At 49.1% G+C, this 20,477-nt stretch carries 20 protein-coding genes; 6 read left to right on the top strand and 14 right to left on the bottom strand.

The genetic code is table 11. The features are described 5' to 3' along the window. Positions 1-14: 14 nt before the first annotated feature. The 9 genes from WMO29_RS12555 to WMO29_RS12515 all read right to left on the bottom strand — a co-directional run bounded on the left by WMO29_RS12555 (position 15) and on the right by WMO29_RS12515 (position 8,431). Entirely contained in the window at positions 15-689 is a 675-nt protein-coding gene (locus WMO29_RS12555; RefSeq protein ID WP_178039819.1) for a 4Fe-4S dicluster domain-containing protein, read from the bottom strand. A 166-nt stretch (positions 690-855) separates the two neighbouring features. Beyond that, positions 856-1,719, bottom strand: a complete 864-nt coding sequence (locus WMO29_RS12550) for an FAD/NAD(P)-binding protein (RefSeq protein WP_349165031.1) — start codon at positions 1,717-1,719, stop codon at positions 856-858. Then, positions 1,712-2,764 (bottom strand): 4Fe-4S dicluster domain-containing protein, encoded by a 1,053-nt coding sequence (locus WMO29_RS12545; RefSeq protein ID WP_349165030.1) that lies wholly within the window; start codon positions 2,762-2,764, stop codon positions 1,712-1,714. Before WMO29_RS12545 ends, WMO29_RS12550 begins: the two co-directional genes overlap by 8 nt. 2 nt (positions 2,765-2,766) lie before the next feature. Further along, the gene (locus WMO29_RS12540; RefSeq protein WP_349165029.1) at positions 2,767-3,741 is read right to left on the bottom strand and encodes a 4Fe-4S dicluster domain-containing protein; all 975 of its coding nucleotides are present in this window, start codon (positions 3,739-3,741) and stop codon (positions 2,767-2,769) included. After that, positions 3,729-4,169 carry a hydrogenase iron-sulfur subunit gene (locus WMO29_RS12535; RefSeq protein ID WP_186872041.1) on the bottom strand — a complete coding sequence of 147 codons (441 nt, stop codon included), beginning with the start codon at positions 4,167-4,169 and terminating at the stop codon, positions 3,729-3,731. Before WMO29_RS12535 ends, WMO29_RS12540 begins: the two co-directional genes overlap by 13 nt. Continuing rightward, on the bottom strand, positions 4,160-6,145 hold the full coding sequence (locus WMO29_RS12530) for a 4Fe-4S binding protein (protein ID WP_349165028.1): 1,986 nt from the start codon (positions 6,143-6,145) through the stop codon (positions 4,160-4,162). Before WMO29_RS12530 ends, WMO29_RS12535 begins: the two co-directional genes overlap by 10 nt. A gap of 17 nt (positions 6,146-6,162) precedes the next feature. Beyond that, positions 6,163-6,555 carry a 4Fe-4S dicluster domain-containing protein gene (locus tag WMO29_RS12525; RefSeq protein ID WP_158364904.1) on the bottom strand — a complete coding sequence of 131 codons (393 nt, stop codon included), beginning with the start codon at positions 6,553-6,555 and terminating at the stop codon, positions 6,163-6,165. Then, positions 6,542-7,366 carry a CoB--CoM heterodisulfide reductase iron-sulfur subunit B family protein gene (locus tag WMO29_RS12520; RefSeq protein WP_349165027.1) on the bottom strand — a complete coding sequence of 275 codons (825 nt, stop codon included), beginning with the start codon at positions 7,364-7,366 and terminating at the stop codon, positions 6,542-6,544. Before WMO29_RS12520 ends, WMO29_RS12525 begins: the two co-directional genes overlap by 14 nt. Before the next feature lie 342 nt (positions 7,367-7,708). Next, entirely contained in the window at positions 7,709-8,431 is a 723-nt protein-coding gene (locus WMO29_RS12515) for a FadR/GntR family transcriptional regulator (protein ID WP_349165026.1), read from the bottom strand. A gap of 270 nt (positions 8,432-8,701) precedes the next feature. Between WMO29_RS12515 and WMO29_RS12510 the strand changes: the two genes are divergently transcribed. Genes WMO29_RS12510 through WMO29_RS12500 form a run of 3 tightly spaced genes read left to right on the top strand, consistent with a single transcriptional unit; the run spans position 8,702 to position 11,871 of the window. After that, positions 8,702-9,616, top strand: a complete 915-nt coding sequence (locus tag WMO29_RS12510; protein ID WP_349165025.1) for a carbohydrate kinase family protein — start codon at positions 8,702-8,704, stop codon at positions 9,614-9,616. A gap of 25 nt (positions 9,617-9,641) precedes the next feature. Beyond that, positions 9,642-10,478: a class II fructose-bisphosphate aldolase gene (locus WMO29_RS12505; RefSeq protein ID WP_349165024.1), complete on the top strand. Its 837-nt coding sequence runs from the start codon at positions 9,642-9,644 to the stop codon at positions 10,476-10,478. Between the two features lie 34 nt (positions 10,479-10,512). Next, positions 10,513-11,871: a four-carbon acid sugar kinase family protein gene (locus WMO29_RS12500; RefSeq protein WP_349165023.1), complete on the top strand. Its 1,359-nt coding sequence runs from the start codon at positions 10,513-10,515 to the stop codon at positions 11,869-11,871. Positions 11,872-11,944: 73 nt separating this feature from the next. Here WMO29_RS12500 and WMO29_RS12495 read toward each other — a convergent pair whose 3' ends face one another. The 5 genes from WMO29_RS12495 to WMO29_RS12475 all read right to left on the bottom strand — a co-directional run bounded on the left by WMO29_RS12495 (position 11,945) and on the right by WMO29_RS12475 (position 15,887). Beyond that, positions 11,945-12,325 (bottom strand): hypothetical protein, encoded by a 381-nt coding sequence (locus WMO29_RS12495; protein WP_349165022.1) that lies wholly within the window; start codon positions 12,323-12,325, stop codon positions 11,945-11,947. 3 nt (positions 12,326-12,328) lie between these two features. Further along, positions 12,329-12,757, bottom strand: coding sequence for an HIT family protein (locus tag WMO29_RS12490; protein ID WP_349165021.1), 429 nt, complete (start codon positions 12,755-12,757; stop codon positions 12,329-12,331). A 21-nt stretch (positions 12,758-12,778) separates the two neighbouring features. After that, complete coding sequence (locus WMO29_RS12485) at positions 12,779-14,284, bottom strand: tripartite tricarboxylate transporter permease (RefSeq protein WP_349165020.1); 1,506 nt, start codon at positions 14,282-14,284, stop codon at positions 12,779-12,781. 18 nt (positions 14,285-14,302) lie between these two features. Then, complete coding sequence (locus WMO29_RS12480) at positions 14,303-14,761, bottom strand: tripartite tricarboxylate transporter TctB family protein (RefSeq protein ID WP_349165019.1); 459 nt, start codon at positions 14,759-14,761, stop codon at positions 14,303-14,305. Positions 14,762-14,909: 148 nt separating this feature from the next. Further along, complete coding sequence (locus WMO29_RS12475) at positions 14,910-15,887, bottom strand: Bug family tripartite tricarboxylate transporter substrate binding protein (RefSeq protein WP_349165018.1); 978 nt, start codon at positions 15,885-15,887, stop codon at positions 14,910-14,912. A 540-nt stretch (positions 15,888-16,427) separates the two neighbouring features. Between WMO29_RS12475 and WMO29_RS12470 the strand changes: the two genes are divergently transcribed. The 3 genes from WMO29_RS12470 to WMO29_RS12460 are packed head-to-tail and all read left to right on the top strand — an operon-like array spanning position 16,428 to position 20,475. After that, on the top strand, positions 16,428-17,804 hold the full coding sequence (locus WMO29_RS12470; protein WP_349165017.1) for a transaldolase family protein: 1,377 nt from the start codon (positions 16,428-16,430) through the stop codon (positions 17,802-17,804). Further along, positions 17,801-19,048: a nickel-dependent malate racemase, LarAH6 family gene (gene larAH6, locus WMO29_RS12465; protein ID WP_349165016.1), complete on the top strand. Its 1,248-nt coding sequence runs from the start codon at positions 17,801-17,803 to the stop codon at positions 19,046-19,048. The genes WMO29_RS12470 and larAH6 overlap by 4 nt, the downstream gene beginning before the upstream one ends. A 59-nt stretch (positions 19,049-19,107) precedes the next feature. Then, positions 19,108-20,475, top strand: coding sequence for an aldehyde dehydrogenase family protein (locus WMO29_RS12460; protein WP_178039835.1), 1,368 nt, complete (start codon positions 19,108-19,110; stop codon positions 20,473-20,475). Positions 20,476-20,477: the final 2 nt, after the last annotated feature.

The raw sequence follows: 20,477 nt of genomic DNA, 5'->3' as shown, positions 1-20,477 counted from the left end.
AGTCCGCTCCCCTCCTATTTCTCAATCTCTCGGTTGTTGTACAGTTCCTTCATTTCCTCGATGGGCTTCTGCATAATCTGCTCGATCAGGTCGTCGAAAGCGCCGTGGTGAATGTCCTCCACTCTCTTCTCCAGATGCTCCGCCTTCGGGGCAATGTATTTTCCGGTCAGTCTTCTGGCCAGCACGCCTACCATGGGGTGGGAAATGCCTGCCGGGCAGCGGGAGGTACAGATACCGCAGCCGATACAGTCGAAGGATTCCTCCGCGCACTTCTCGAAATCACCGCGCTGAGCGTAAGCGATATACTGCATGACATTTAAGGACTGGGGACAGCCCTTGGTGCAGGCATTGCAGCCGATGCAGCTGTAGATCTCCGGGTAGAGATCCATCATCACACGCTGCTTCGCACTGATCTCATCCATATCGTAGTTTCGCTTGTCTGCCGGGAAGAAGGGCAGGGTCGCGATGTACATGCCCTCCTGTACCTGTGTCTGACAGGCCAGGCAGGTCTTCAGCTCGTTATTGCCTTTGATTCTGTAAATGGTTGCGCAGGCTCCGCAGAAGCCGTGGCGGCAGCCGCAGCCGCGCACCAGCTTATAGCCTGCGTATTCCATAGCCGTCATGATGGTAAGCTCAGCGGGTACGGAATACTTTTTTCCATAGAAATATACGTTTACCATTTCCTGCATGTTCTTTTTTCCTTTCTCTCTCTACTCCGCAGTGCTCAGGCTCGAAAAAGCTTCGCTTCTTCTCGCTTGTGGGCTTCGCCCTATATATCCAGGAACCCTCCTCCATTCTTACGTGCTAGCACGACGCCTGTCGGATGCTTCCTGTCTATGCACTGCTCATTGCCTATCAATATTCAGGGGGAAGTTCATCAATTTCGTCGCAGCGGAATACGGGGCCGTCTTTGCAGACGTATTTGGCGCCGATGTTGCAGCGGCCGCATTTGCCGATACCACATTTCATACGAAGCTCCAGGGTGGTGTACACCTGGGTCTTGTTGAAGCCCAGCTCCATCAGACCCGTCAGTACGAATTTAATCATGATGGGCGGTCCGCAGACCAGTACGGTCTTATTGGTATCGAAGCCGATTTCTTTCAAATAGGAAGGAACGAAGCCCACATGGCCGTCCCAGCCCTCCTGCTCCCGGTCGATGGTCAGATATACATTGACGCCCGGCGTCTTCATCCAGACCTCCTGAATCTCCTTAAGCTGCACCAGATCGTCCGCGGAACGGGAACCGTAGAGAATATCTACCGTACCGTAATTGTCCCGGTTATCCAGCACGTAGTTGATGACAGAGCGAAGGGGCGCAAGACCGATTCCTCCGGCGATAAACAGAAGATTCTGCTTCTTCAGCGCTGTCTCCACCGGAAAGGCATTTCCGTAGGGGCCGCGCACGGTAATCTCGTCTCCCACATTCATTCCATGCAGGTAATCTGTCAGGGAGCCGCAACGCTTAATGCTGAACTCCTGATACTCTTTGTTGGTGGGGGAAGATGTGATAGAGAACATTGCCTCGCCCACACCGGGAACCGATACCATGGCACACTGACCCGGCATATGCTCAAAAAGCTTCTTGCCGTCTCTTCCCACTACCCGGAAGGTTTTAACGTCCGGAGTTTCCGTGCGGATATCCGTCACCACGCCAATCATAGGAATCAGCGCGTCTACTCTGATATCATTTGCATGTCCGCCGCAGGTACATTCACTCATTTCCCTCACCTCCCAGTTTCTTAATAACTTTTACAATATTTAAGGATGACGGGCACTTGCTGACGCAGCGGCCGCAGCCTACGCAGGAATACATGCCGTCATTGTTGGCCGGATAATAAACCAGCTTATGCATAAATCTCTGACGGAAGCGCTGAAGCTGACTGGTACGCATATTGCCATGAGCCATCATGGTAAAATCGGAATACATGCAGGAATCCCAGCACCGGTAATGCTGAATTCCGGCCTTGCCTCCATCAAAATCACGGATGTCGTAGCATTGGCAGGTGGGACACACGAAGGTGCAGGTTCCGCAGGCCAGACAGGGCTTATACAGCTCCTCCCACAGCGGGGAATCAAAAAGCTCCATGGTATTTTCCGGTTTGAACCGGGACAAATCCAGGTGAGACAGGGGAAGCTTCTCGATGATGGCGCGAATCGTCGCCTGCTCCTCTGCCACTGCTTTTTCTCCTGCTGCGTCTGCTTCCATAAAGGAGTCTGCCAGGGCTTCTTTCACGAATGCAGTCAGGGTCTCACCTTTTTCTGTAAGAGATTTCCAATACAAAGTGTCGCCCACAAACCAGGTCTCCACGTCCGCGCCCGGCTCCGCCGCATCCACATCAAAGTTTTTGCAGAAGCAGGTTTCATCCGGCTCTTTGCAGGCCAGGGATACAATGGTGCCATGCTCTCTTCTGGCCGCGTAATAGGTATCCACCGGATCCGTCAGGAACACATTGTCCAGAACCTTCACCGCACGCACATCGCAGGCACGCATGCCGAATACCACAAAGGGCTGATTCTGAAGCTCTGCCGGGTCGATACTGACCTTTCCGCCCTCATAACGGCTCTTGTAGAGCACCTCGCTCTGGGGGAAGAAGCAGTCCTTACCGGACTTCACGGTCTTCAGCGTATCGATATCCACCACGGCCTCTTCGGTCCACAGTCCGTAATTGGTCTGTCCGGCTTTCTGTACCGGGAGAAATAAGTCTTCCCTTGCACTGATGGCTCCGTAAAGCTCGTTCAGCTTATTCTTCGCTATCTGATACATGCTTAATGTCCCCCTCTCGTCTGTACAATGCCAGGCTCCACGTCATCAAAGGTGAAGTCCGTCAGCGGGCCTCTGGAATCCGTATCGGCTCCCGCCTGATACTCGCCGTAGAAGGTGTCAATATCCTTGATAAACTTGCGGTTTAAAAGGTGAAGCGGAATGCCCTGGGGACAGACTCTGCTGCACTCGCCGCAGTCGGTACACCGTCCTGCCACATGGAAGGCACGGATAATATGGAACATCTGCTCCTCAAAGGTATCGGCATTCGCCTTCTGATTGCTGTCATACTGGCTGCTGTCGAAGACACATTTGCGGCAGCTGCAGGCCGGACACACATTGCGGCAGGCGTTGCAGCGGATACATTTGGAAAGCTGCTCCTGCCAGAAATGAAAACGCTCCTCCGGACTCATGGCCTCCAGCTTCTCCACTTCCTCGAAGCGGTTGCCCACCGGACCTGCCTCCTCGTCCTCTGCCGTGCCAATCAGCTCGTCATATACCATGTGCTTCTTACCCTTACATACCTTGCAGCGTTCCAGAAGGGCGTCGGCAAAGGGCAGCTCCTTCTCGCCATAGATGGTCTCAAATTTCAGGGTATCGCCGTCGATGGTCACGCTCTTGATGCCCTTGATACCCGCGTCGCGGATTTTCTCCGGCTTTAAGGTACCCTTGCAGCCCACACCGATGATGTAAGCCTTTTCCCGGTCAACCCGGTGCTCCTTGATCAGCTGGTTAAAGCTGTAGGTATCGCAGGGCTTTAAGAATACCAGCGTCCTGCCCTCCAGCTTGGAGGCCTCAATCATATATTTGCTTAAGTTTGCGCCGCAGAACGCGTCGTAAACAAAATCCTGTAAATCTTCTTCCTTATAGAAATAAGCCGGCTCCGGATCGTATCCCATATCGCCCTTTCTCCAGCCCAGAACCTGCGCTACGGTTCCGTCTGCCAGAAGCTCTTTCGCTCTCTCGATTAACCCTTGCATCGCAGATCCTCCAATCTTACATTTTCTCCCAGTTCATGAATTTTCGCTACAAATTCATTCATGGTGGTGGAGAACTTCACGCCCTCGGCCGCAGACACCCACTCTACGCGGGTACGTCCATTTTCCACGCCCAGGTAATCCAGCATGGAGAAAAGCAGCGTCATACGTCTTCTTGCGTAATAGTTTCCTGTGGTGTAATGACAGTCTCCCGGATGGCAGCCGCAGAGAATCACGCCGTCCGCTCCCCTCTGGAAGGCTCTCAGGATAAACATGGGGTTCACACGGCAGGAACAGGGCACGCGGATAATCTTTACATCCGCCGGGTAAGCAAGTCGGCTGCTTCCCGCCAGGTCTGCGCCTGCGTAGGAGCACCAGTTGCAGCAGAACGCTACAATCTTCGGTCTAAATTCTGTATTTTCTACCTGCATATCGCATCTACCTCCGCAAGAATTTGTCTGTTTGAGAAGCCCTGCAGATCCATAGCTCCGGACGGGCAGGCAACGGTACATGCTCCGCAGCCCTGACAGAGAGCACTGTTCACAACGGCTACCCGTCTCGTCTCACGGATACCGTGATCATTTACCAGCTGATCCTCGTAGGAAATCGCTCCGTAAGGACATACCTTTTCACAGGTGGAGCAGCCATTACAGAAGATCGGATCTGCTTTGGCCGTACAGGGGTTGGTAACCAGATGATCCTTCGCCAGAAGTCCTATCACCTTTACAGCAGCGGCTCCGGCCTGGGCTACGGTCTCCGGAATATCCTTGGGTCCCTGGCAGACGCCGGACAGGAAGATTCCCGCTGTGGGGGACTCCACCGGACGCAGCTTGGCATGGGACTCAGTCAGGAAATTGTTGGTATCAATGCTGGCTGTCAGCATGGTGGCAATCTTTCTCACATCCGGATTCGGCTCAATGGCAGTAGCCAGGACAACCATATCTGTTTCCATACGAATCTGTCTGTTGTCCAGCAGGTCAGAGGCCTGTACCAGCAGCTTATCGCCCTGGGGCGCTACCTTTCCTACCTGACCCTTGATGTAATGGACTCCATACTCCTCCACTGCCCGACGATAGAACTCGTCGAAGTTCTTGCCGGGAGTACGCACGTCGATGTAGAAGACGGTCACATCTACGTCCGGATATTTGTCACGAATCAGCATGGCGTGCTTCGCTGTATACATACAGCAAATCTTGGAGCAGTAGCTCTTTCCTCTCTTGTCCGCGCAGCGGGAACCCACGCACTGGACAAATACGATGGACTTGGGAGCCTTGTGATCGGACATACGCTCCAGGTGGCCCTTGGTGGGGCCTGCCGCGTTCATGATACGCTCCAGCTCCAGGGACGTGATGACATCCGGGCTCTGGTTATACGCATATTCATCGTACTGATCCAGCTTAATGGTATCAAAGCCGGTCGCCACGACGATAGCGCCGTAATCCACGGTAATGATCTCGTCCTTCTGCTCGTAATCAATTGCGCCCGCCTGACATACCTTGGCGCAGACGCCGCATTTTCCGGTCTTGAATTTTATACAGTTTTCACGGTCAATCACCGGAACATTGGGAATCGCCTGGGCGAAGGGCGTATAGATCGCGCTTCGTGTATTCAGTCCCCGGTTGAATTCATTGGGAGCCTTCTTGGAAGGACACTTCTCCTGGCAGACGCCGCAGCCGGTACACTTGCTCATATCCACGCTTCTGGCTTTTTTCCGGATATCCACATGGAAATCGCCTACGAAGCCGCTGACCTTCTCTACCTCGCTATATGTATAAATGGTAATCTTCTCATGGGCCGCAGCCTCCACCATTTTCGGAGTCAGGATGCAGGCGGAGCAGTCCAGAGTCGGGAAGGTCTTATCAAGCTGGGACATACGGCCTCCGATACTGGGAGTCTTCTCTACGATATCTACCTCGTAGCCTGCCTCCGCAATATCCAGTGCGGTCTGGATACCCGCGATACCGCCGCCAATCACCAGGGCGCGCTTTACAACCTGGCTGGTGCCCGGCGTCAGAGGCGCGTTCAGCATAACCTTAGCGATGGCTGCCCGGGCCAGGATAATGGCCTTCTCGGTCGCTTCCTCCATATCTTTATGAATCCAGGAGCAATGCTCGCGGATATTGGCAATCTCTACCATGTAGGGATTGATACCGGCCCGCTTTGCCGCCTGGCGAAATGTATTCTCATGCATTCTGGGGGAACAAGAACAGACAACGATACCTGTCAGGTGTTTCTGCTCGATGGCCTCCCGGATTTTCAGCTGTCCTGCTTCGGAACACATATACTGATAATCTTCCGCGTGAACGACGCCCGGCTCCTTCGCTGCTGCCGCTACCACCCGTCCGATATCTACCGTCGCAGCTATGTTTGTACCGCAATGACAGACAAATACTCCTATTCTCTGCACGTTTTTTCACCTCCTGATTATTTGCTGTATTTGCGGAACGCGCTGGCCAGCAGCTGCTGGGGCAATTCCTCATCCAGTAATTCGGGTATCTCGTTGGGGCTTAAATAATTGCCGCCCCGCTGTCTTACTACCATCTGCCGTACCGCCTCAATGAGCTTCGCAGGCTTTACATCTCTGGGACAACGCTCTACGCAGGCAAAGCAGGAAAGACATTTCCAGATGGTGGTGGAATTTAAAAGGGGCTCTATGTCGCCATTCTCCACATAAGAAACAAACTGATGGGGACGGATATCCATCTCCTCATAAGCGGGACAGGTCGCGGAGCATTTTCCGCATTTCATACATTTCCGGGTGTTGACGCCGCTCATCTCCCGAAGTCTATCGGCCTTCGCCATATCAGCCTTCTGCATCTTCTGCTCCTCCTTCCGCATTTTTCTCAGGAATCAGGCCAAGAGCCTCTGCCAGAAGCTCTGTCAGATACGTAACCGGAAGCTTTTTCGCGCTTCCGCTGGTTCTCAGATTATAGAGGCACAGAGGACAGGCGGTAATCAGTTCTTCCGCTCCGTGATCTGCCGCGGATTCCATGACCCGGTCTACCATCGTACCGGCCAGGGGCTTATCCTTCAGGGACACATAACCGCCGCAGCACTCGTTCCGGTAGGGATACACCACCGGCTCAGCGCCCAGGGCCCGGATAAAGTCTTCGATAATGGTCGGATTCTCCGGATCGTCAAAGGCCATGATATCACTGGGGCGAAGCAGCATACAGCCATAATACGCGCCGATTTTCCGTCCGGTCAGGGGATGTGTCACCTTTTCCCGAATGGTATCAAAACCGATGCGGTCACGGAGAACCTCCAGATAATGAAGGACCTTTGTCTCTCCTTCATAGGGCTCTGCCAGGTTCAGATAATTGTTGGCTCTGGTACGGATATCTTCCACATTCTGCATATCGTCGTTGACACGCTTGATTACGTGATGACAGGCGGAGCAGAGGGTTACCAGATCCTGTCCCTTCTCCTTTGCGTCGTTCAGGGCGCGGACTGCGGACAGCTTTGTGGCGATCTCATCGGACGCCAGCGGATAGACGGCTCCGCAGCACTGCCAGGCTTCGATTTCCTCCAGGGTAAATCCCAGGGCTTCTGCCGACATTCTGGCGTATCGGTCCAGGTCCTGCGCTTTGTTCTTTAACGTGCAGCCCGGATAGTAGCTGTACACCATTTGACTACCTCCTTTTGTTTTTTTTGGTTCTTTTTTGGTATTTTTTTGATAAATTTTGTTTTTTGATAAATTTCTATCAATCTTTATCATTATACTACAATGTTAAACCATTAACAACCCCCCAACCCGGATTTCATGTTATTTTTTGATAGATTCCCGCAATTCAGTTAGGTTTTTATGTTAAATTAACACAATCCTCTGTTATATTTTCCAGTTTTTGTATAAAATGGTGATTTTTGGTGTTTCTCCGTGTTTGTCATTCTTTTGTCAATCTTGCAGATTTTCGCTTATAAAGGGGGCAAAAAAGCTCCGGATAAACCGGAGCCTCAGGTATATTTTCAACTATTTCTTTTCTTCTTTTCCATACAGATGCTTCAGATTCTGATACGCATAATCCATATGGGCCTGCATCAATAATTCCGCGCGATTTTCACTCTTTTCCTGAATCGCGTCTAAAATCGCCTGATGATCCGCAACAGCTGTGTTGGGCGCCCCGATTGCTTTGGCAACCCGCCAGCTGTCTCTCTGTGCCCTTCTCAGCAAGTCCTCACATAACACGTAGACACTTTTTAAGGCGCTATTTCCTGTAGCCTCTGCCAGACCTCTGTGGAAGGCGCTTTCCTGTTCAACTGCGTCGTCCCTCTCATTCATAATCTGTGCCATTTTATCAATTTCTTTCTGAAGCTCTTCTATCTGCTCCCCGGTAATATTCTTTACGGCTTTTTTTACAATATAATTTTCCAGCACCATTCGGACCTCCATAATTTCCAAAATGGATACCTCGTCCAAATCGAACATCTCTGACATATTTTCCATGATTTCATCAAAGGAAAGCTGACGCACGTAACCGCAGCCATTCTTTAGCTCCAGTACATTCTTATCCACCATAATTCGGATTGCTTCCCGGATGACAGTCCGGCTTACTCCCATACTCTCTGCCATAGCTCTTTCCGTCGGAAGCTTTTCTCCTGCCTTTAATTCCCCGGAACGAATTTTCGCGTTCAATCTTTCCACTACCACTTCAGACAATTTTCCTTTTTTTATAGGCCTTTCTTTCGTCGCCATCTCTTCTGCTCCCTTACTATATCTGGTCTATTTTTTCATTTTCTATCATTATAGACGTTTTTCTCCGCGAGTACAATGCTTTCTGAAATTTCAATCAGGAATATGCATCCTAATATCACTTTCTCTGAATTCCGGCCCTCAAAACAACACGGTATGAATCCTTATTCCCATATCCAGCCTTCCTGGTTTAAGGTTCTTTTTAAACCACTTTTTTTTCACAATATATATGTTATACTGAAAATAACAGAATATTTGAAAGGAGTATCTTTTATGGACTATAACGCTCTGTTTATCGGTTCCAGTACAAAAGATATGATCATGCTGGTAGACACCCCGCCCGAAAGCGATCAGCGTATCTCTGCCAGCCAGTTTGTTATATCTTTGGGGGGCGTCGCAAGCACTGCCGCTGCCGCACACCATAAGCTTGGCGGAAAAACAGCTTTGATTTCTATCGTAGGAGAAGATGAAACCGGAGAATATATCAGTGCAGACATGCTTGCCCAGAATTACGCCTGTCTTCAGCTCCTGCACACGGATAAGGCGCCCTCTTCCATCAGCATGATTCAAGTGGAAAAAAATGGAAAGCGATGTATTACCAGTTATGGCGGTTGTATTCGTGAAATGACCTTTGACCGGATCGATTTATCCCCTCTTCATCGAACCCGTTTTCTTCACTTAGGTGTCATGAATCCAGAGCTGATGCTGCAGCTTGCGCAATATTGCAAGGAACATACGGATGCATTACTGTCCATTGACGGCGGTAATATTCCACGCAAGCTGATGGATCAGCTTCTTCCCTACACGGATATTTTTATTCCGGACCATAAAACTGCCATGAAAACACTTGGACTGGAGCCCCGTGAAGCCTGCCAATATTATGTAGAACACGGCGCTCGTTTTGCAGCTGTAACTGCAGCAGAAAAAGGCGCTATCGGCTTTGACGGGGAAAACTGGTATCACGCTCCGGCTATCTCCGTTCAGCTGGTTGACACCCTGGGTGCCGGAGATAATTTCCACGGGGCATTTCTCTATGCCATGAGCCAGGACTGGGATATGAACAAACGTCTCTACTTCTCCAATGTATTTGCCAGTCTGTCCTGCGAAGGACTGGGAGGTCGCATCGCAGCTCCCACACTGGACAAGGTCCTGAAATATATGAACGAGACCTTATCATCACAGATATAAAACACACAAAAGGAGGACTTATAAAATGCTTACAACCCTAAAGGAAGTTCTGGCATTTGCCGAAGAAAAAAAAGCCGCAATTCCAGCCTTTAACATTGACAATATGGAAATCGTCCAGAGCATTATTAAAGCTTCTGAGGAAGAAAATTACCCTGTTATTCTGGCCGTGGGACAGGCTGCCATCAAAGACGGTAAGCTGGCTCTCCTGGCTGCCACTGCGCAGGTTCTGGCCAAAAAATCTCCCATCCCCGTAGTCCTTCATCTGGATCACGGACAGAGTCTGGAGCAGGTGCGTATGGCTCTTGATTGTGGCTTTACTTCTGTCATGATCGACGGCTCTAAGCTTCCTTTCCATGAAAATGTAGAAATTTCTAAAAGAGCGTTGGAAATGGCCAGAGCCGCAGGCGCTACCGTGGAGGCCGAGCTCGGCTGCATTCTGGGGGTAGAGGACGACATCAGCCATGATGACAGTAAGCCCTTTCTGGTACGCACAGAAGATGTGGAAGCTTTCAACAGAGCCGTTACCGTAGATGCCCTTGCCGTCGGAATCGGAAATGCCCACGGTATCTATAAAGGACTTCCCAACCTCGATTTTGACCGCCTCTCCGAGGTCAACGATATATCTTCTGTTCCGCTTGTTCTCCACGGCGGTTCCGGCATCCCGGGAGATATGATTCAAAAGGCTATTTCTCTCGGCATCCGCAAGATCAACGTGGCAACAGAAATTCGTCTGGCTTATGTCAGAGGTCTCACAAAGGAAGTGGAAAGCGGTGACTTTTATACCATGTCCAATTCCGGAAAAGCAGAAGTTGTTGCCCTTGCCAAAGAGAAAATCCATCTTTTTAAAAACGGCAATGTATAAAAGCATCTATTTCATTTAAACAGGAGGAAGCACCATGATGACTCCCTATCTACCCAAGCACAAGCTTGTGGTTCTGGATGACGACCCAACTGGCGTACAGACCGTACATGATATTTACGTTTATACCGACTGGAGCCTGGAGAATATCCGCGCCGGCTTCACGGGATCTGAACCTCTCTTTTACATTCTTACCAATTCCAGAAGCTTTACGGCAGAACAGACAAAAGAGGTTCATACACAAATTGCAGAACGCGTCTGGCAGGTTTCGCAGGAAACAGGTATTCCGTTCCTTCTGATCAGCCGCAGTGATTCCACTCTGCGCGGACATTATCCTCTGGAAACCGAAACCTTACGACAGACTCTGGAAGCCCTGGGCGCTCCCCATTTTGACGGGGAAATCCTCTGTCCTTTCTTTCTGGAGGGCGGACGCCTCACCATGGACAATATTCATTATGTAAAATCCGGTGAGCAGTTGATTCCGGCTGCGGAAACAGAATTTGCCAAAGACCCGACCTTCGGTTACACTTCATCTGATCTGCGCCATTATATTGAAGAAAAGACCGCAGGGCAGTATCCCGCGGATTCTGTTCTCTGCGTTTCACTGGATCTGTTACGCTCAAAGGACATCGCTTCCATCCGGGAACTGCTTCTTCGCGCAGAGCATTTTTGCAAGATTGTGATAAACGCGACAGAATATTCTGACCTGATTCCCTTCTGTCAGGCTCTGGCAGCCGCTATAAACAGCGGAAAGCATTATATGCTCCGCTCTGCCGCTTCCATCGTAAAGGTGCTCGGCGGCGTTTCCTCCCAGCCTCTCCTGTCTCGTGAAGCTATGCTGGGAACACACACAGGAGCAGGTCTTGTTGTAGTCGGATCCCATACACAGAAATCCACTTCCCAGCTCCAGGAGCTTCTGAAGCTTTCTGCTTTTGAAGATATTCCCTTCCATTCCGAGCTTGTTCTTGAAGGAAACGATAGATTTCAGCAAGAAATTATCCGGACAAGATCTGCATGTGAAAATGCCCTGAAAGAAGGAAAAAATGTGGTAATATACACCGGAAGATCTCTTATCGCACAGGAAGATGATACTCCGGAAAGCGCCCTGCTGCGCTCGGTACGTATTTCCGATGGTCTGCAAAGCATTGTAAAGCATTTAAAGGTCACACCGGCATTTCTTATCGCTAAAGGCGGTATTACCTCCAGCGATATTGCCACAAAAGCTCTCTGTGTAAAACGCGCCTTTGTCATGGGGCAGGTAAAGCCCGGTATTCCGGTCTGGAAAACCGATGCAGAGAGTCTCTTTCCCGGCATTCCTTATATTATTTTCCCTGGAAATGTCGGAGAAACATCAACTTTACGGGAAATTGCGGAAATACTGACTGCTGATTCTTAGAAACGTGCGCCGCCAGGCGCACCATCAAAAAAGGCGTGTGAAACATCATGTTCCACACGCCTTTTTTATCTCTTTATTTCTGAATCTCTTCAGGACGAATGTTGGTCACCTGACCATAGATGCAAAGCGCATCCAGAAAGCCGCCCTCCTCGTATCCAAACACATGCCACTCCAGCTCCGGGAAATGCATCAAATCCCCCTTCTGAAGCTTTACAGTATGTTCCAGGCTGTCAGGACCGGAACCGTACTTCACATAAGCATCCTTGCAATCCAAAACAACCACTGACTCTTCCGCATGGTTATGAGGTGCCATCGGTCCACTCTCCGCAGAGTAAGTACAATAACTGACCGTCATTTTTTCACTGGCTACCGCGCTGTTTCTTCCCACCGCATTCTGGACAACACGTCCGGGCAGATGATTTTCTCCTATTTCACTTCTTCTCTTAAAATCCATACCTCATTCCTCCAATGCCCTTTTAATCTTCAGGACCTCAGCCGCTTCTTCTTCCGCCGTCAAAATTTTGTGAGCCTCCGGCATCATCTGAAACATCCTTCCCCAATCTGTTCCGCCCTGATACTTGGGAACCAGGTGCAGATGAAGATGCGGGCAGAGATCTCCCAGTATCAGATAATTGATCTTGTCGGGATGATATAATTCTGTCAGCTTTTGAGCAGCTTTCGAAGCATCCTCGAAAAATGCCATATATTCCTCCGGTTCCAAATCCGTCAGCTTCTGGATATGTTTATGATAAACCAAAACACATCTGCCCGGGTAGGACTGTTCCCGATAGAAATGTAGGGTGGAAACTTTCAAGTCAACAATCGGGGTCATCAGTTCCAGTCTGCGTTCATCCCCTGCTTCACAATACATACACCCTTCTGCCATAAAGTCTCTCCTCTTTCGCTTCTATCCGTTCGCCTTTGCTGCTTTCCTTTTTTTCAGCATTGTACCAATAGCCGGCGACGCCAGGGAAATAATTCCGAGGACTACGAAGGCAATGGCAATCGGATGCTGCCAGATAGTCTCTGTACCTGAAAGTAAATCCAGACCACGTCTGGCATTTTTTTCCGCAAGTCCTCCCAGAACCAGGCCAAGGATAATCGGCGGCATTGCGAAATCCAGTTTAATCAGAAAATATCCGATAATACCGATAATCAGCATCAGAAAAATCTCTTCACGGTATCGATTCAGCGCAAAAGTACCAGACACACAGAAGGTCACAATAACCGGAACCAGATATTTGTTTGGAATATTGATTACTTTACCAAATATACGAATCATGGAGAATCCAAAAACGCCCATGAGAATATTCGCTACAAAAAGTCCAATAAAAATGGTATATGCCTGCTCCGGGCTCTCAACGAACAGCATTGGTCCGCTGACAATTCCCATCATAGTCAATGCGCCCAGCATAACCGCCGTACCGGCATCACCCGGAATACCCAGTGCCAGAAGCGGAACAAAAGCACCACCGGCAATTGCGTTATTGGCGGCCTCCGAGCCGGCAATTCCTTCCGGCGCTCCATGACCAAACTCTTCTTTATGCTTTGACCACCGCTTCGCCTCATTATATCCTACCCAGGAAGCAATATCTCCGCCGGTTCCCGGGATCGCGCCAATGAATGTGCCAAGGATAGCGGAACGGAGAATTGTCGGTCCAATCCGCTTCAGGTCTTCTCTTCTGGGAAGTACACGCTCAATCACTACCTTTTCTGTAAACGGCACCTCATTATACTTCTCTTCAATCGTCTTCAGCGCCTGCGCAAACGCAAATACACCGATCAGAATCGGAACCATACCCAGACCACCCTTCAAAAAAGAGTTATTGAAGGTCAGTCTCGCTGTTCCCGTAAAATTGTCTACGCCTACGGAAGCGAACAATAAGCCAAGGACGCCTCCCATCAAACCCTTAATAACAGATTTTCCGGAAACACCCGTAATAATGCTAATTCCGAAGAAAGCCAGCGCAAAATACTCCGGAGATTTGAAATTCAATGCTACCTTCGCAAGCAGAGTAGCGCCAAATACCAGCACTACGCAGCTGAACAGGCCTCCGCAGAGAGATGAAAACGTGGAAATCGCCAGCGCCCGTCCCGGCTGTCTCTGTTTTACGGCCATCGGATACGCGTCCAGACAGGTTGCGGCGGAGGCTGCCGTACCCGGCGTATTCATCAAAGTCGCGGAAATAGATCCTCCATAAATAGATCCGCAGAACACTCCAAGCAGCATCATAATGCTGGCATAGCCATGCAGTTGGAAGGTAAACGGAAGCAAAATGGACAGACCCATAACGGATGACATACCCGGCATTGCTCCTATAAAAATACCCAGAACCGTACCTACACAAATAACAAGCACGTTATAGGGTGTAAAAACGGCAGAAAAAGCCATCATTAAAGCATTTACATTCACAATTATTTTCCTCCTTTTTTACATCCAGATAGGGCCCGGAAGCGTAAGCTTCATCAAAAGTCCAAAAAACAGATATACAAAAATCATCAAGGCCAGCGGAAAACCAATCAGCATCTTTTTATTTCTGCAGCCCATAATCCATTCAATCGCTACATCGATGCAGAACAATGCAACCAGCATTCCAAAAATCTTCATGATAATTACGAAGCCAACCACGAAGCCAAACATCATATATACTTTTTTCATACCGGTACTCTTCCAGTCAATGAGAACCGTATCCATTTCCGGGGCGTGACTGAAAATAGTCTCTATAATCAACGCAACAGAAAGCAGAATCAGCGCGCCGGCCAGAAACTGTAACCAGAGTGCAGGATTTTTCTGAGCTGACGTTCCGATTTCATAGGCGCTTGCCTCATAAAGAATGTAACCTCCCAGCGCCATCATAATAACAGAAACAATATAATTGTACTTTCTCATTTTTCACTTTCTCTCTTTCTGACAGAACTCTCAAAAAAAACAAACGGTCATTGAGGCGATGCCCCGATGACCATTTGTTCTCATTAAACACATAACATATGTCTTTCAAGTCATTACTCAAGTAAAATTATGTATTCAGATTTTGATTTTATAATTCGATAGTAGCACAAACCTTTTCATAGAATTCCATCTGGTCTGCCAGGAAAGAGGTCAGCTCATCGCCGTACAGTACAATATATTCCATTCCCAGGGACTGAATCTGCTCTTTGTATTCGTCCGTCTGCAGCGCTTTGCCCATTACATCGCTCAGAGTCTCGATAACCTCATCCGGAGTGCCCTTCGGAGCTGTCAGCGCAACCCATCCCATCATAACCAGATTGTAATCCTCGCCATATGTCTCAACGATAGTCGGAACATCCGGGAATCCGCTCAGACGCTCATTGGCCAGAACACCCAGCATACTCAGCGTGCCTGCCTTCAGGGAAGCAACTGCGGGGCTCGGCTGTGTAAAGGTTGCGTCAATTTCGCCGTTCTCAATAGCCGTTACACAATCAGCGGAGCCATCGTAGCTATAAATGTCAAACTGCACGCCGAAGTACATCTCAAATGCCTTTGCGGCAACATTCGGAGCTGCGCCCGCACCGGAATCGCCTACTTTAACTTTGCCCGGGTTTGCTTTTGCATAATCCACAAACTCTTCCAATGTCTTGTAATTCGGGCTGGATGCACTTACAACCAGTCCATACGGATCTGCCATAGTACATGCAATCGGAATATAATCATCCATCGTAGTCTCGGTACGTCCGAAACACATATGTAACATCAGGTCGATACAGGTAGCTCCCAGGATATATCCGTCGGCGTCAGAATTTGCAAGGGCCTCCATTCCTACCAGACCTGCGTTTCCTGTCTTGTTCTCAACAACGAACGTGTACTTGTCGTCTACCTTCTCTGTAGCTGTGTTCAGCAGTGCGCGAATGGACATATCCGTATTTCCACCTGCTCCAAACGGTACAATGACACTAATGTTTTTGCTCGGATACGCTTTCTCACCTCCGCACCCGCTCAGCATTCCCACTGCCAGAACCGCGCTTACCGCCAGCGCTAAAACTTTTTTTGCTCTCATATAAAATCCCCTTTCTCCTTGTTATTTTTTAATCTCGAGCACTTTATGTTTTTAGGTTAGCGTCTTTTGTATATATTGTCAAGCGGTTTTAAAAAAACCCGCCTTTCATTTGTCTATTATTACCCATTGTATTTTTATCACTTTATTTTTATTGTATATCATGCTTATTATACATTGCTTTTTTTCGTTTATAAATGTGTTTTTATACATCTTATATTTTTTCAGCAGCTCTTCATTAGCTTGGTATCGTATTTTCTCCACCATTTACACAACGGTCTAAAAAAAACCAATTTTTTATTCTTCTTTTAAATTGAATATTTATTCTTTGATTATGCATTTTTATTCATTTTCAGCAATAGAATCATCGCATAAACGCCTTATATACGATAATTTCTGGCTTTTTAAAAACCATCTTTTTTTGTATATTTTCTATTGACATACAGAATTTTGAAGCATAAAATTCAAGTAACGGTTGAAATAAAAAACCAAATTTGTGCGAATAGTGCTAAATCATCAAATTACACCAAAGGAGGATTCGATATGAACCAGTTTTTAATTGAAAAACGCAATCCGATTCTGTTTCCGGAGTCAGCTGCTGATTTTTCCAAACAGTTAGAGACTCTTAAAACCGAGCTCAAGGCCCTGATGGCAGACAATCCGGAGGGAAAAGATTTTTATCTGAAAACAGCCGTAGACGTAGCCGTAGATCTTCGCTCCTGGCTGGCTGAATGGGTTCTGGTTGACCTGGTAAAAACAGAGGATATTACGGCTGCTTCCAACAATCTGCTTGCGTTCGCAAAGGATTTTGGCGCTGCCGAAGCTGCTGCAGAGGGCGAAAAGGAAATTGAAGCCATCGCTTCCAGCGCAACGAAGAAGCTGTGCGATTTGAATAAGGAAGGAAAGGCCAATACCGTATGGGGTCATGATTATGCTTCCGGATTAACACACTCCTTAAGAAGAGGCGCCCGCTGGGTTACCAGCAACCCATGCAAAATTCAGCTTTTCAAGAAAGATTTTCCGGATTATTACCAGGAGCTGATTGCCGAAATCAAACGGGAAAATGCCGGTGCCACACCTGCTGTTATGGCAGCGCAGATGTTTACTAAGGTCTGTGCCATCAGCGCAAGAGCCCTGTATCCCATTTTCAAGGCAACCGACAAGCAGTACGGCTTTGTGTGCATGCAGGTAGACCCGCGCGATATCAAGGATACAGACGCTATGATTAAGCAGGTGGAGTTCTGGTATGACGCCATGAAAAAGGAACTCGGTGTAGAGGAGCCCAACGTAGTATTCAAGCTCCCGGCTGTGGAAGCCGCTCTGGAAGCTGCCCGCATTCTTCTGGAAAAGAATTACAAATTATGTATGACCCTGAACTTTACTGTAACCCAGCACCTGAGATTTGCTGAAATTCTCAGCAAGGGTAAGAAAAACGGATACCTGGTTCTGATGGGCGGCCAGCTGGATGATCAGATCGCAAAGGAACTGGAAGCAAAGGGTGTTGAGAATGCCAAGGATATTGCGAAACACGGTGCCGAAGCTGTGATTAGAAAGTCCTACCGGCTTCTGGCTGAAAAAGGTTACAAGAACCTTTCCATTATGACTGCCGCAGTCCGCGGACCGTGGCACATTCAGAATTCCTTTGCACCGGTTGGCGGCGCTCCTGTTCTGATTACTACGGTTACCGGAAAGATCAATCAGTTTGACGCAGAGCCGACTCCCTTCGATTCTCTCATGGATCAGCCGATAGAGGAGAAATACCTGGAGGTTCTGAAGACCAGCGATGTATTCAACAAAGCAATCTGTACACCGGACGAGGGACTTCTCACCTGGGAGAATCTCTACGAGTATCCCCCGTTTGTAGCATTCTTCACACAGTTTGTCGCAGCATATCAGGAAATTGAGGATGATTTTAAATGATAGTACAACTTCCCTATGGAAAAGAAGATCTTGAGCTTTCTATCCCGGACAGACATTTTCTTCAGACGCTTCTGCCCAACGAGGTCCAGACGGACCTTGTGGGCACAGAGGAAGTAATCAGGGCACTGGAACATCCCATTGGCACCGAGCGGTTAAAGGATCTGGTGTCTCCGGGTCAGAAGGTAGCCATCGTCACCAGCGATATTACAAGGCCTCTTCCCTCTTACCTGGTTCTTCCGCCTGTTCTTAAGGAGTTGAACCGCGGAGGAATCTCTGACAGCGATATTACCATCATTTTCGCTCTCGGAAGCCATCGCGCCCATACCAGAGAGGAAATGATTCATCTGGTAGGTGAAGAGGTCTTTAACCGGGTAAAATGTGTAGACTCCAAGGATGATTTTGTACATATGGGGACTACCAGCCGGGGAACCCCTGTTGATATCTATCGGGATGTGGCAGAGGCAGACGTCCGTATCTGTCTCGGCAACATTGAGTTTCATTATTTTGCGGGATACAGCGGAGGCTCCAAGGCCATTATGCCGGGCGTATCCACCCGGAACGCCATCCAGTGCAATCACTCCCGCATGGTGCAGGCCGAAGCAAAGGCAGGCGCTATCGAGGGCAATCCCATCCGCGAAGATATTGACGAGGTATGTGAACGTTTTGTTCCTATTACCTTTATTGTAAATGTAATTCTGGATGAGAAAAAACGCATTCGCCGCTGTGTGGCCGGACATTTTATTAAGGCCCACAGAGAGGGCTGCCGCTTTCTGGATCAGCTTTACAAAATCCAGATTCCCCACCGGGCAGACATCGTAATCGTTTCTGCAGGCGGATATCCCAAGGATATCAATCTTTACCAGGCTCAGAAGGCTCTGGACAACGCAAAGCATGCGGTAAAGGACGGCGGCTGTATTCTCTGGGCTGCCTCTTCGAAAGAGGGACTGGGCGCAGAAGTTTTTGAAAAATGGATGACCGGTCACGAGAAGGCCCACGATATGATTGAGCATATCTCCCGCGAATTCCAGCTGGGAGGCCACAAGGCCGCTGCCATCGCCATGGTTCTGGAAAAGGCAGATATCTATCTCTACAGCGACATGGACGCTGATTTTGTACGCAGCATCCACCTGAAGCCCTGTCAGGATCTGCAGGCAGAGCTTGATTCCGCGCTCTCCCGCTACGGCGAGAACGCAAGTGTCATTGTAATGCCCTACGGCGGCTCCACACTGCCCTGCACAAAGTAGGCAGTCACTTTTAAACATAATATGGCACAGCCATTATAAATGAGAGGAAGGTATAAATTATGGAAGCAAAAGAATATGTAGAAGGTCTCGTTGAAAAAGCCCGTGTTGCACAGAAGGTTATTGAAGGCTATACCCAGGAGCAGGTTGATGTTCTCTGCCGCGAGATTGCGAAAACCGTTTACGACAATGCTGAGTTACTGGCCAGAATGGCTGTAGACGAAACCCGCATGGGCGTATACGAAAACAAGGTTTCCAAAAATATGGGCAAGGCACGTGTTATCTGGAACGATATGAAGCATGGCAAGAGTGTCGGCATCATTAACCGTTATCCGGAAAAGGGTATCATTGAGGTTGCAAAGCCCATGGGTGTTGTTGCCGCTATTACTCCGACCACCAATCCCATTGTTACTCCCATGTGCAACGCTATGTTTGCTGTCAAGGGACGTAATGCTATCATTGTCGGACCGCATCCCCGTTCTAAAGCCTGCAGCACCAAAACTGTCGAACTGATCAACGAGCGTCTGGCTAAGCTTGGCGCGCCGGAAAATCTGATTCAGTGCGTACCGGAGCCGACCATGGAAATCTCCGGACTTCTGATGAAGACCTGTGACGTTGTTCTGGCTACCGGAGGCCCGGGCGTAGTAAAAGCTGCTTATTCTTCCGGAAAACCCTCCTATGGTGTAGGCGCAGGAAACGTACAGTGTATTCTGGATGAGGATGTGGATTACGCTAAGGTTGTTCCGATGATTATCGATGGCCGCTGCTTCGATAATGGTATCATCTGCTCTGGTGAGCAGAATGCTATCACCCCCGCTTCCAAGGTGGATGAGTTGGTTGCGGAATACAAGAAAAATCACGGTGTTCTGATCGACGATCCCGCACAGGTTGACGCTCTTCGCAGCGCCATGTTCCCGGGCGGCGTTATGAATAAGGATCTGGTTGGACAGTCCGCATTAAAGGTTGCAGCCGCAGCCGGTATCGATGTTCCGGAGGATACTCGCGTACTTCTGGTAAAAGCACCTGCATATGGCAAGGATGACTACTTCTCTGAAGAAAAAATGTGTCCGGTTATGGCTCTGTACACCTATGATACCTGGGATGAGGCGATTGCAATTGCAGACGCAAATCTGAGTGTGGCAGGCCGTGGTCACAGCGTAGCTATCCATTCCAATAACCAGGCACATATCGAGAAGGCTGCTGAGCTCCTTCCGGTATCCCGTTTCCTGATTAATCAGATCTGTGCTACCAACAACGGCGGCAGCCTCTTCAACAGCTTATCCGCTACTACTACCCTCGGATGCGGAAGCTGGGGCGGCAATACCATCAGCGAGAACTTAAGCTGGAGACACCTCTTCAATGTAAGCCGCATCGCTACTGTAAGACCGGGCGCTGTTGCACCGACCGATGAAGAAATCTGGGGGGAATAAAA

The organism is Laedolimicola intestinihominis (assembly GCF_040096155.1).
GTDB classification, from domain to species: Bacteria; Bacillota; Clostridia; order Lachnospirales; family Lachnospiraceae; genus Laedolimicola; species Laedolimicola intestinihominis.
The sequence above is the reverse complement of the archived record's forward strand: the minus strand, read 5'-3'. Positions and strand labels throughout refer to the sequence as shown.